The organism is Pseudomonas sp. PICF6 (assembly GCF_009831705.1).
Lineage (GTDB): Bacteria > Pseudomonadota > Gammaproteobacteria > Pseudomonadales > Pseudomonadaceae > Aquipseudomonas > Aquipseudomonas rhizophila.
Genome location: NZ_WUUD01000013.1, coordinates 583114 through 595581 on the forward strand (window position 1 = coordinate 583114; position 12468 = coordinate 595581).

At 61.3% G+C, this 12468-nt stretch carries 12 protein-coding genes; 1 reads left to right on the forward strand and 11 read right to left on the reverse strand.

Annotated features, from left to right (window positions below):
• The 11 genes from GSM73_RS07615 to ccoN (GSM73_RS07665) form a co-directional block, all read right to left on the reverse strand.
• Positions 1 to 3795 (reverse strand): DUF6531 domain-containing protein (locus GSM73_RS07615; RefSeq protein WP_256676765.1); only part of this gene is annotated, 3795 nt, incomplete at its 3' end.
• Positions 3796 to 3885: 90 nt separating this feature from the next.
• A complete protein-coding gene (locus GSM73_RS07620; protein WP_076385622.1) occupies positions 3886 to 4296 on the reverse strand; it encodes a type II toxin-antitoxin system VapC family toxin in 411 nt (136 codons plus the stop codon).
• A complete protein-coding gene (locus GSM73_RS07625) occupies positions 4296 to 4550 on the reverse strand; it encodes a type II toxin-antitoxin system Phd/YefM family antitoxin (protein ID WP_076385620.1) in 255 nt (84 codons plus the stop codon). The genes GSM73_RS07620 and GSM73_RS07625 overlap by 1 nt, the downstream gene beginning before the upstream one ends.
• A 148-nt stretch (positions 4551 to 4698) precedes the next feature.
• Positions 4699 to 5682: a cytochrome-c oxidase, cbb3-type subunit III gene (ccoP, locus tag GSM73_RS07630; protein WP_076385618.1), complete on the reverse strand. Its 984-nt coding sequence runs from the start codon at positions 5680 to 5682 to the stop codon at positions 4699 to 4701.
• Positions 5679 to 5864: a CcoQ/FixQ family Cbb3-type cytochrome c oxidase assembly chaperone gene (locus GSM73_RS07635; protein WP_003183474.1), complete on the reverse strand. Its 186-nt coding sequence runs from the start codon at positions 5862 to 5864 to the stop codon at positions 5679 to 5681. Before GSM73_RS07635 ends, ccoP (GSM73_RS07630) begins: the two co-directional genes overlap by 4 nt.
• Positions 5865 to 5869: 5 nt before the next feature.
• Entirely contained in the window at positions 5870 to 6478 is a 609-nt protein-coding gene (ccoO, locus tag GSM73_RS07640; protein WP_014339380.1) for a cytochrome-c oxidase, cbb3-type subunit II, read from the reverse strand.
• On the reverse strand, positions 6478 to 7920 hold the full coding sequence (ccoN, locus tag GSM73_RS07645; RefSeq protein WP_047227187.1) for a cytochrome-c oxidase, cbb3-type subunit I: 1443 nt from the start codon (positions 7918 to 7920) through the stop codon (positions 6478 to 6480). Before ccoN (GSM73_RS07645) ends, ccoO (GSM73_RS07640) begins: the two co-directional genes overlap by 1 nt.
• Positions 7921 to 8401: 481 nt before the next feature.
• Positions 8402 to 9355, reverse strand: coding sequence for a cytochrome-c oxidase, cbb3-type subunit III (gene ccoP, locus GSM73_RS07650; protein ID WP_047227188.1), 954 nt, complete (start codon positions 9353 to 9355; stop codon positions 8402 to 8404).
• Entirely contained in the window at positions 9352 to 9555 is a 204-nt protein-coding gene (locus GSM73_RS07655; RefSeq protein ID WP_047227189.1) for a cbb3-type cytochrome c oxidase subunit 3, read from the reverse strand. Before GSM73_RS07655 ends, ccoP (GSM73_RS07650) begins: the two co-directional genes overlap by 4 nt.
• Positions 9556 to 9559: 4 nt before the next feature.
• Positions 9560 to 10168: a cytochrome-c oxidase, cbb3-type subunit II gene (ccoO, locus tag GSM73_RS07660; RefSeq protein WP_047227190.1), complete on the reverse strand. Its 609-nt coding sequence runs from the start codon at positions 10166 to 10168 to the stop codon at positions 9560 to 9562.
• A gap of 10 nt (positions 10169 to 10178) precedes the next feature.
• The gene (gene ccoN, locus GSM73_RS07665; protein WP_047227191.1) at positions 10179 to 11603 is read right to left on the reverse strand and encodes a cytochrome-c oxidase, cbb3-type subunit I; all 1425 of its coding nucleotides are present in this window, start codon (positions 11601 to 11603) and stop codon (positions 10179 to 10181) included.
• A 96-nt stretch (positions 11604 to 11699) separates the two neighbouring features.
• Between ccoN (GSM73_RS07665) and GSM73_RS07670 the strand changes: the two genes are divergently transcribed.
• A complete protein-coding gene (locus GSM73_RS07670) occupies positions 11700 to 12386 on the forward strand; it encodes an alpha/beta family hydrolase (protein WP_160892005.1) in 687 nt (228 codons plus the stop codon).
• Positions 12387 to 12468: the final 82 nt, after the last annotated feature.

A 12468-nucleotide genomic window follows, 5' to 3' on the forward strand; every position in this document is an offset into this window, starting at 1 on the left:
AGTGGTATTGCCCCATACCTGGTAGTGAGCGTGCCATAGCGGATGGCCGTCACTTTCCGTCAAGGCCTGTGGCTGACCATTGGGGTCGTTGTGGTAATAGCGGATGCGTTGATGTTCACCGATGCCGTCGACCCGGACCAAGGGCTCGTGACTGTCGCCAATATAGAGGTACAGGCTGGTCAGGCTATTTTTATGTTCCTTGAGTAATTGCAGGCCATCCCAGTCGAAACGCGTGCGGGCGATGAGACGCCCGTTGTCGTCATGTTCGGTTTTCTCAATCCTTCGGCCCAACGGGTCGTAGCGCATCCTGACGACGTTTTCACCGTCGGATTTCTGGGTTCGAACTTCAACCAGCCGGTGATCCGAGTCGTAACTGAAGCGCTGCAGGCCATGTCGCCCACTGCGCTTTTCAATCATTCGGCCAAAATCATCGTAGCGATAATGCTTATCCTGATAGCGCTTGAGTTGGTTGTGCGTAACCCGCCCACCTGTACCAGGTGAACTGTCGAGGAGATTGGCGGCGGCATCGAAGGAAAATGTTTCATTCTGGCCTTGTCGAGTGCCCTGGCTTGCCAGGATGCGGCCGGTCACATCGTAGTGCAGCAATTGGCGTTGTTGACCTTTTGGCTGCCGTTCAAGGCGCGCCACCAGGTGGTCGCCAGGATCAAACTCAAAATGGGTTTGATCTGCGGCAGGCATCAACGACGGCTGGCTGGTATGCCGGCGTTGGCGGCTGCGTAAGCGCCCGCTACGGTCATATTCACTCCGTGTGCTGATTTGGCCTTGGGTGCGCAGCACCTCTCGATGCAGCCGGTCGCGTTCGAAGTCGCTGATGACGTGGCCGTCGAGGTTGATTTGGTGCAGATGACCACTGCCATAGTACAGGCGGCTGACCCAACGGCCGTCGGGTAGGTGGGTCTGGATCAGGTTGCCGAGTTCGTCGTAGTGATGCTTCAGAACGCCCGCTGAACTCTGCTCCTCAATCAGATAACCCAGCGCGTCATAAGCAAAGCCCAGTCGTTGTTCGTTGCCGTCGTTAGCGATGACGGTGGCTTCGATTAACTGATTCAACGGGCTATAGCTGTACCGGGACTGTCCATCAGGTGTGATTCGGGTGGTCAGCCGGCCAATGGCATCACGTTCGAGATGATGAACAATGGTCCTTTCACTGGGCTGATGATCACCTCGCGGCGCTGCGATGGTTTCGACTCGTTTTACGTTGTTGAGGACGTCGTACGTGTAGCCTTTGGCGCTGCCATCAAGGTTGCGCTGTTCGGCCAACCGATCCCCCGCATCCCAGGTAAACCGATAGCTCTCACCGTTCTCATTGACCAGCGCCTGCAGCCGCCCGTAGCTGTCGTACGCGAATTGCACCTGCCGGCCCTGGGCGTCGGTGCGTTGGCGGACCTGACCGCGACGGTTGTGCTGGTAGAGCGTGGTGTGCCCGGCCGGGTCGGTGTAGCCGGTCAACTGCCCGGCGAGGTCGCGCTGGTACTGTTCGGTGCGGCCATCCGGCAATTGGCTGCTGAGCAAACGGCCTTGGGCGTCGTAGCTGAACTGGGTGCGCTCGCCGAGGGCGTCGGTGATGGTCTGCAGGTAGCCGCGCTGGTCGTAGCTGAACCGTGTCGGGTAACCCGAGCAATCGATGTGCTCCACCAACTGCCCGAACGGATTCCAGCGCAGCTTTTTAAGCTTGCCGGTGGCGTCGATGATTTCGATGACCTGACCGTGGGCGTCATAGCGATAGCGGGTGACGTGGCCCAGAGGATCGGTTTCGGCGGTGCAGTTGCCGCGTTGATCGTAGCGGTATTTCCAGCTGTGGCCGGCGGCATTGGTGTCCACCAGCGGCAGCGCCCAGTGCTCGAGCCATAACGTCGAATCACTGCGGCCCAAGGGATCGGTTTCGCCGATCAGGTTACCGGCCTCGTCATAGCTGTATTCATAGCGCCCGCCCTGTGGGTCGGTGGCGCTGAGCAGTTGGCGTTCGTCGTTCCACTCGAACAGCCAGGTCTGGCCGAGGTTGTCGCTGTATCGGGTGATCTGGTGTTGGCTGTTCCAGTGGCGCGTGCTGACGCGCTGCAAACCGTCGGTAATGCGGGTTACACCGGCCTTGAGGTCATAGTCGAACTGGTAGGTGTCGCCCTCGTCGGTCCAGTGGCGGACCACGCGCCATTCCTGGTCTTCGACCAAGGCCCATTCGTAGAAGCAACGCAGCCCGGTGGGCAGTTGGTGTTCCAGCATTCGCTGGCCGGCGTCGTAGCTGAAACGCCGTTGCACCTGGCCGGTGGCGTCGCGTACTTCGCTCAGGTTGTTCGCTGTGTCGTAGGCGTAGCTGACCAGCACTTCGCGCTGTTGGTCGGGGTAGAGGCGTTCTATCTGGGTGACGCGTTCGCGCTCGCGGATCAGCTCGACTTGCACCAGATCGAAGGTGTCGCGCAGGCGTATCAGTCGTCCGGCGGCGTCGTAGTCGAGGAAGATGCGATTGTCGTTGCGGTCACCGAGTTGGCTCAGGCGCAGCAGGGATGTGTGGCCCGGCGTGGGTTCGAATAGGCGATACACACCGTCGTCGCTTTCGATCAGCAACTGCCCGTTGAGATGACGTCGCACGGCCAGGCCTTCGCCAGCACTGAACACCGCGCCGCCCAACGGGATCGAACCCATGTCGATGGGCCGGGCCTGTTCGTCGGTGTAGAGCAGGGTCTCGCCGCCCTCGGGATGGGCCAGGATCTCCACCTGCACCTCGTAGACCACGCTCCAGCCCGCACCGAACATACCTTCGCGGCGCTCGTCGCGGCTGTTGTAGAAGCGTTGCCAGTCGATTGGCAGAACACCGGGCAAAACGAAGTCCAGCTCTTCATCGCGGCCCAGCACCTTGGCGCCGGTGGCGGCATGCACCGGGTTCGACGAACCCATGGCGGCGTTGGCCGCGGCGCCCATAGCGCTGCTGACCGCCATCGACGCCGCGCCACCGGCCAGCATGCACGGCAGTTTGCTGAAGAACTTGCCCTTGCCCCCCTTGAGCATCAGCAACGCGGTGACCGCCAGCCCCACGCCCGGGGTCTTGCCGCTGCGAATCTCACGCACCACCACTGAGCCGCCGCCGATGGTCACGTCCGGGGAAATCAACCCGGCCGAGACCACCGTCGCATCGCAGGTGCTGCGGTCGCCGCTGCGCACGGCGGGCTGGCCGTTGATGGTGACTTTGTCCGAGCCTTCAGCCATGAACTGCGGCGGCATCGGTGGGTGCTTGGTGCAGATCACCAGGTCTTCCGGCCGAGTCTCTGTGCCGGGGGCGGGCGAGGCGACGGTGGGGCGCCACATCTGCGAGAAGAAGTTGCCGGCCATGTCCAGGTAACTGGGCTCGGCTTCTTCTTCCGGCTCGGGCATGTCCAGTTCGGTGCCGGCCGGCGCGACATGGGAAACAACCGCTCCGGCGGCGCGGGCCGAGGGGATGTTGTTGGTAAAGGTGTCCTTGGAGCCGGTGAGGATGTTGGCCTGCACCGTGGGCGGGAAGAGCGCGTTGCCGATGCCTTCGCAGATATTGCTCAGGCCTTCGTCGGCCCCGGTCTTGCTCATGGCAATGCCCACGACCGCCCCCACCACCGCACCGAGCAGGAAACAACCCAAGCCACCCGTGGCGACGGTGATGCCGGTGGCGGCCACCACCGCTGCCGTCGCCAGGGCGGTGATGGCGATGTTGGCCGCCACTTCCAGCACGCCGCCGAGAATGTCGGCCATCATGGAGGTGTGGTTCAGTGCATCGCCCAGGCGAGCGGCCCAGAGCGCGTCAGACATGTTGGGGGCTCATCGTTGCGCGCTGAAGTGTTTCGATGCCCATTGCGCCTATCTCCTTGGCGGTAATTGATGGTCCGTCGCGACGTTATATTAGCTTGACCATGGATTGAGCAAGGCCACGCCGCTGCTTTGAAAATCACTCACATTGCGGGTGACCACGGTCAGGCCATGGACCAGCGCGGTGGCGGCAATCAGTGCATCGCATTCATTGCTGCGATCCGGTATATGCAGGCGAGCGCAGCGCAGCGCGACGGTGCGGTCGACCGCCAGGATCCTGCCGGAAAATGCGGGCAGGACGTGGTTATCCAGCCACGCGCGCAGGCGGCTGCCTTGCACCGGATCCTTGCGTTCGAAGCGCATTACACCAGTTTCCAGCTCCAATACGGTGATTGCCGAGACATACAGGTTGGGGGCGGACACGCTCCGTGCCCAGGCCTGTACGTTTTTATCTGCATGCGGCTTGCGCAGTTCCGAAATGACATTGGTGTCGAGTAGAAACATCAGGACAGGTCCACTGGCCGGGGAGTGATGACGGCACGTTCGGTATCGAAATCGGTATCCGGCGCGTCAGGCATGACCAGCAACTCGACAATGCTGGTGCCAATGCCGGTCAGTTTCTGGTACTGCTCAATGCTTAGCAGTACGTGGGCCGGCTTGCCACGGTCAGTGATGATGACTGGCCCCTGGCGGGCGGCTTTTTTGGCACCACTTGTGTCGTGGTTGAATTCGCGGCTGGAAATGGTCGTGATGGACATGGCAGTGCCCTCATAAACTACAATGTAGGCACGTTACTACTGGCGTGGGCGGCGAGCAAGTTAAACAGCTTCGCTCCTGGATACCCACCAATAAAAAAGGCCCCGCCAACATGGGTTGACGGGGCCTTTGGTACATCAGGCGTGTGCCTTACTGGGCATCGGCGGCTGGCGCCGGTTCCCCATGAGACAGGCTGTAGACGTACGCAGCCAGCAGGTGGACCTTGTCGTTACCCTGCAGATCGGCCTGGGCAGGCATCTGGCCCTGGCGACCGTAACGGATGGTCTGCTGCAGCTGAGCGAAGCTCGAACCGTAGATGAAACCGGCCGGGTGCGTCAGGTCAGGTGCGCCCATGGCAGGCGTGCCCTTGCCAGCTGGGCCGTGGCAGGCCACGCAGTTAGCCGCGAACAGCTTCTGGCCGTTGGCCGGATCGGCCTTGGCGCCTTCCGGCAGTTTACGGCCGTGCAGACTGGTCACCACGTAGGCGGAGACGTCGGCAACGCCTTGCTCGCCAACCACGGCAGCCCAGCCCGGCATCACGGCATGACGACCGCCCATGATGGTGGTCTTGATGGTTTCCGGCTCACCACCCCAGCGCCAGTCGGCGTCGGTCAGGTTCGGGAAGCCATAGGCACCCTTGGCGTCGGAACCGTGGCAGACCGAGCAGTTGGAGGCGAACAGGCGGCCACCCATCTTCAGGGCTTGCGGGTCTTTGGCGACTTCTTCAATCGGCATGGAGGCGAACTTGGCGAAGATCGGGCCGAACTTGGCATCCGAACGCGCCATTTCCTTTTCCCACTCGTGAACGCCGGTCCAGCCGGTCTGGCCATTGGCGAAAGGGGTCTGCTTTTCGGTGTCCAGGTAGTTATACCCTGGCAGCAGGCCTTTCCAGTTGCCCAAGCCCGGGTAGAGCACCAGATAACCCAAGGCGAAGACAATGGTGCCCACGAACAACATGAACCACCATTTAGGCAGTGGGTTGTCGTACTCTTCGATGCCATCGAACGAGTGACCAACAGTCTCGTCCGTTTGTTCGGCGCGCTGGCCCTTACGGGTCGACAGCAGCAGCCAGGTCAGGGCGAAGATCGTACCCAGACTGAGGACTGTGACGTACAGACTCCAGAACGTAGTCATTCTTTGTTACTCCTAGAAGCTTGCTCGACGTGCTTGATGGCTTCGGGATCATCCGCGAACGGCAGCAAGGTCGCGTCGTCAAACTCCGACTTGCGCTTGGGGCTGAACACCCACAACGCCAGACCGATAAAGGCCACCATCACGACGACGGTGCCCAGGCCACGAATCATCCCGATATCCATCTAAATCACCGTTTGCTTTTGATGATGGTGCCCAGGCCTTGCAGATAGGCCACCAGCGCGTCCATTTCAGTCTTGCCCTTCACGGCATCCTTGGCACCGGCGATGTCTTCATCGGTGTAAGGCACGCCCAGGGTACGCAAGACTTCCATTTTCTTGGCGGTGTCTTTGCCGTCGAGCTTGTTTTCTACGAGGAACGGGTAAGCCGGCATTTTCGACTCAGGCACTACGTTGCGCGGGTTGTACAGGTGCGCACGCTGCCAGTCGTCGGAGTAGCGACCGCCCACACGGGCCAGGTCCGGGCCGGTACGCTTGGAACCCCACAGGAACGGGTGGTCCCAGACGCTTTCACCGGCAACCGAGTAGTGGCCATAGCGTTCGGTTTCGGCGCGAAACGGACGGATCATCTGCGAGTGGCAGCCGACACAGCCGTTGGCGATGTAGACGTCGCGACCTTCCAGTTCAAGGGCGGTGCGTGGCTTCATGCCTTCGACCGGCTTGTTGGTCACGTCCTGGAAAAACAGCGGAACGATCTGGGTCAGGCCGCCGATGCTGACGGCGATGACCATGAAGAAGGCCAGCAGGCCAATATTCTTCTCTACTGTTTCGTGCTTCATCAGTGAGCTCCAACTACGGCGATCTTGGCGGCGGCTTCAGCTTCAGCCGGGTCAGAGGCACGAACGGTGCGATACACGTTGTAGGCCATGAACAGCATGCCGCTGGCGAAGAACGCGCCGCCCAGGGCACGGACGATGAAACCAGGGTGGCTGGCTTGCAGCGCTTCAACGAACGAGTAGGTCAGGGTGCCGTCGTCGTTGATTGCACGCCACATCAGGCCCTGGGTGATGCCGTTGACCCACATCGAGGCGATGTAGAGCACGGTGCCGATGGTGGCGAGCCAGAAGTGAGTGTTGATCAGGCCGGTGCTGTGCATCTGCGCACGACCGAACAGTTTCGGGATCATGTGGTAGATCGCGCCGATGGAAATCATCGCAACCCAGCCCAAGGCCCCGGCGTGTACGTGACCGATGGTCCAGTCGGTGTAGTGGCTCAGGGAGTTGACGGTCTTGATGGCCATCATCGGGCCTTCGAAGGTCGACATGCCGTAGAACGCCAGGGAAACCACCAGGAACCGCAGGATCGGGTCGGTGCGCAGCTTATGCCAGGCGCCCGAGAGGGTCATCATGCCGTTGATCATGCCGCCCCAGCTCGGAGCCAGCAGAATGATCGACATCGCCATGCCCAGGGACTGTGCCCAGTCCGGCAGCGCGGTGTAGTGCAGGTGGTGCGGGCCGGCCCAGATGTACAGGGTGATCAGCGCCCAGAAGTGGACGATGGACAGGCGATAGGAATAGATCGGACGCTCGGCCTGTTTCGGCACGAAGTAATACATCATCCCCAGGAAGCCGGTGGTCAGGAAGAAGCCCACGGCGTTGTGGCCGTACCACCACTGGATCATCGCGTCGGTGGCGCCCGAGTAGGCCGAGTAGGACTTGAAGAAGCTGACCGGCAGGGACGCGTGGTTGACGATGTGCAGCATGGCGGTCACGACGATGAAGGCACCGTAGAACCAGTTACCGACATAGATGTGCTTGGTCTTGCGCTTGACGATAGTGCCGAAGAACACCAGACCGTAGGTCACCCAGACGATGGCCAGCAGAATAGCCAGGGGCCATTCCAGCTCTGCGTATTCCTTGGTGGTGGTGAAACCCATCGGCAAGGTCACGATCGCACCGACGATGACCGCTTGCCAACCCCAGAAGGTGAAGGCGGCGAGGCTGTCGGAAATCAGTCGCGTTTGGCAGGTTCGCTGCACGACGTAATAGGAAGTGGCAAACAACGCACAACCACCGAAGGCGAAGATCACCAGGTTGGTGTGCAGCGGGCGCAGGCGTCCAAACGTCGTCCATGGCAGATCGAAGTTCAACTCCGGCCAGACCAGTTGCGAGGCGATGAATACACCGAGCCCCATGCCAAGGATCCCCCAGACCACCGTCATGATGGCGAACTGGCGGACTACCTTATAGTTATAAGCAGTCGGACTGATTGCTGTGCTCATTCTAAGGTTCCACGGTTTGGGTGTTTTATTAGGATAAAAATCGGTCGCAAGTATGGAGAAAGCGGGGGGTCATTGCAACGCGCCATGACCTGGGTCAATGCTTTCCAAAGCAGATTCTGCGGCCTTTCCATGTGCTGAGTAGGGACAAAATTGGCCCTCGGTAAAATGTCGCAACGAAGGAAAGAGGCGAGGGGGGCAGGTCGGTTGTAACGGGGTGTGTTCGAGCACGGCGTTCGGGTGATGCCAGGTAACTGTCGCAACAGCCGGTATTCACCTGCCTTTGCGGCCTTTTTGTCGAACGATTGTCGAACGCATCGGGTCGGGTAGACCTGAAACCGGCAGTCGCCAGCGCACGCAGAGGCAAGCTTAGACTTGATTCCGGGGAACCGAAAGGAAGACGAAGGGAGGGTGCGACAATGCGTCGCGCAGGGGCACGAAACAGCCGCATCCAGATGGATGCGGCTGTTCGCGTGGTCAGGATTTATTCGCTTTTGCGTTCAGCTTGCAGACGCTCGGCGCCCGCCGCGTGGGACAGGCTGTAGACGTAAGCCGCGAGCAGTTGCACCTTGTCATTGCCGAGCAGCTCATTCTGCGCCGGCATATGGCCCTGGCGGCCATGACGGATGGTCTGTTGCAGTTGCGCCAGGCTGGTGCCGTAGATGAAGCCGGCCGGCAAGGTCAGGTCTGGCGCGCCCATGGCTTCGGTGCCTTTACCGTTGGCACCGTGGCAGGCAACGCAAGTGGTGTTGAACGCTTGCTGGCCTGCTTGCAGGTCGGCGCCGCTGTCTGCCGGCAGCGGCAGGCCCGCCAGATCATGGCGCACATACGCGGCCACGTTCTTGACGCCGGCTTCGCCCAGCACTTCGCCCCAGGCCGGCATCGCGGCCATGCGACCGCCCATGATGGTGGCCTTGATGGTTTCGGCACTGCCGCCCCAGCGCCAGTGGCTGTCGGCCAGGTTCGGGAAGCCGAAGGCACCCTTGGCGTCCGAGCCGTGGCAGACCGAGCAGTTGGAGGCGAACAAGCGGCCACCCATCTTCAAGGCCTGTGGGTCCTTGGCGACTTCTTCCACCGGCATGGCGGCGAATTTGGCGAAGATCGGCCCGAACTTGGCGTCGGCCCTGGCCATTTCCTTTTCCCATTCATGGGCGCCGGTCCAGCCATTTTCGTAGCCGGGCAGGATGCCTTTCCAGTTGCCTAGGCCCGGGTAGAGAACCAGGTAGCCGACGGAAAACACCAAAGTGCCGGCGAACAACAGGAACCACCACTGCGGCAGCGGGTTGTCGTACTCCTCGATGCCGTCGAAGCTGTGGCCCATGGTCTGGTCGACGCTGCCCTTGGTCTCGCCCTTGCGGGTGCCGATCAGCAGCCAGGTCAGACCGATCAGGCTGCCGATGGTCAGTACGCTGATCCACGTACTCCAGAAGGTGGTCATGGCCGGGTGCTCCTTGTTGCAGGGTCTTGGGGGTTGGCGATGTCGGCGGATGGCTCGTCGGCGAACGGCAGCAGGCGCGCCTGAGCGAACTCCGAGTTGCGCTTGCTGCTGAATACCCACAGGGTCAGGCCGATGAAGGCCACGAACACCACGACCGTGCCCAGGCCGCGGATCATTCCAGTGCTCATTTCAAGAAACATAGGCTCACCTCTTGCTCTTGATGGCAGTGCCGAGCACTTGCAGGTAGGCCACCAGCGCGTCCATCTCGGTCTTGTCCTTGAGCGAGGCCACGCTGCCGGCGATGTCGTCGTCGGTGTACGGCACGCCCAGGGTGCGCATGGCGCGCAGCTTGCCTTCGGTGTGGCTGCTGTCCACCGTTTGGGTCACCAGCCACGGATAGGCCGGCATCTTCGACTCAGGCACGACGTTGCGCGGGTTGTACAGGTGGGCGCGATGCCAGTCATCGGAGTAGCGCGCGCCGACCCGGGCCAGGTCCGGCCCGGTGCGCTTGGAGCCCCACAGGAACGGGTGGTCCCAGACGCTTTCACCGGCCACCGAGTAGTGGCCGTAGCGCTCGGTCTCGGCGCGGAACGGACGGATCATCTGCGAATGGCAGCCGACGCAGCCTTCGCGGATATAGATGTCGCGACCTTCCAGTTGCAGCGCGGTGTAGGGCTTCATGCCGTCCACCGGTTTGTTGGTCACGTCCTGGAAGAACAGCGGCACGATCTGGGTCAGGCCGCCAATGCTCACGGCCAGAACCATCAGCAGCATCAGCAGGCCGACGTTTTTTTCGATTGTTTCGTGTTTCATGGCGGACTCCTCAAGCCATCTGCGCGGCAGCGGCGGCTTCGGCAGGCTGGTAGGCCCGCACGGTGCGCCAGGTGTTGTAGGCCATCAGCAGCATGCCGAGGAGGAAGATCGCCCCGCCCGCCAGCCGTACGATGAAGCCAGGATGGCTGGCCACCAGGGTTTCGACGAAGGAGTAGGTCAGGGTGCCGTCCTCGTTCACCGCACGCCACATCAGGCCCTGGGCGATGCCGTTGACCCACATCGAGGCGATGTACAGCACGGTGCCGATGGTTGCGAGCCAGAAGTGCGCGTTGATCAGGCCGATGCTGTGCATCTGGGGGCGGCCGAAGACTTTCGGGATCATGTGATACAGCGCGCCGATGGAAATCATCGCCACCCAACCCAAGGCACCAGCGTGTACGTGGCCGATGGTCCAGTCGGTGTAGTGGGAGAGGGCGTTGACGGTCTTGATGGCCATCATCGGGCCTTCGAAAGTCGACATGCCGTAGAACGCCAGGGACACCACCAGGAACCGCAGGATCGGGTCGCTGCGCAATTTATGCCAGGCACCCGACAGGGTCATCATGCCGTTGATCATGCCGCCCCAGCTTGGCGCCAGCAGGATCAGCGACATCACCATGCCGAGGGACTGCGCCCAGTCCGGCAGTGCGGTGTAGTGCAGGTGGTGCGGGCCGGCCCAGATGTACAGGGTGATCAGCGCCCAGAAGTGCACGATGGACAACCGATAGGAGTACACCGGACGCTCGGCCTGCTTCGGCACGAAGTAGTACATCATCCCCAAAAAGCCGGCGGTGAGGAAAAAGCCTACGGCGTTGTGGCCGTACCACCATTGCACCATCGCATCCGTGGCCCCGGCATACACCGAGTAGGATTTGGTGAAGCTCACCGGCAATTCCAGGTTGTTGACGATGTGCAGGATCGCCACGGTCAGGATGAACCCGCCGAAGAACCAGTTACCGACATAGATGTGTTTGGTGTTGCGCTTGGCCACGGTGCCGAAGAACACGATGGCGTAGGCGACCCAGACGATGGTGATCAGAATGTCGATCGGCCATTCCAGTTCGGCGTATTCCTTGGAGCTGGTGTAGCCCAGCGGCAGGCTGATGGCCGCCAGCAGGATCACCAATTGCCAGCCCCAGAAGCAGAACGCGGCGATTTTCGGCGCGAACAGCTGTGTCTGACAGGTGCGTTGCACCGAGTAGAACGAACTGGCGAACAGGGCGCAGCCGCCGAAGGCGAAGATCACCGCGTTGGTGTGCAACGGGCGCAGGCGGCCGAAGCTGGTCCACGGCAAATCGAAGTTGAGCTGTGGCCAGACCAATTGGGCCGCGAGAAAAACCCCGAGCCCCATGCCGACGATGCCCCACACCACCGTCATAATGGCGAATTGGCGGACCACCTTGTAGTTGTAGGCGGTACTGATAGATGTGTTCATGGTTCCCCATCCACGGTTCAGCCGAAGTGAGCGCTTGCGCAAGGCAGCGCGGCATTCTTCGCCTGGAGTTATAGGCAGACTAAAAGCGAGGCAAGCATGGACAAACAGCACAAGGCCAGTATTGACGGGGATCAATGGGCGCGATGTGTGGCCGAACACGGTTGGCTATGGACGGCGGCGCAAACGGGTGTCAGCGCCGAGCCACCGACCCTGATCCTGGCCCATGGCGCCGGCGCGCCGATGGACAGCGGGTTCATGAACGAAATGGCCGCGCGCCTTGCCGGGCATGGCATCAACGTGTTGCGTTTTGAGTTTCCCTACATGGCTCAACGACGCCTGGACGGCGGTAAACGTCCGCCGAACCAGGCTCCCAAGTTGCTGGAATGCTGGCGTGAGGTGTACGCCACGGTGCGGCCTTATGTCGCTGGGCGGTTGGCCATTGGCGGCAAGTCCATGGGTGGGCGCATGGCGAGTTTGCTGGCCGATGAGCTGAAAGCTGATGCCCTGGTGTGCCTGGGGTATCCCTTCTACGCGGTGGGCAAACCGGAGAAACCGCGGGTCGAGCACTTGGCAGCATTGAAGACCCGGACCTTGATCGTCCAGGGCGAGCGCGATGCCTTGGGTAACCGCGAGGCGGTGCAGGGTTACGTGCTGTCACCGAGTATCGAGGTGATGTGGCTGGTGGCGGGGGATCATGATCTGAAACCGCTGAAGGCCTCGGGGTTTAGTCATGAGCAGCACTTGGAGGCGGCGGCGGGCAGGGTGGCCGGGTTTCTTCAGTAGGTTCCTTGCCGACTATCAAGGCCTCATCGCGAGCAGGCTCGCTCCCACAATTGGAATGCCTTTGAATGAGCAACCTTGACCC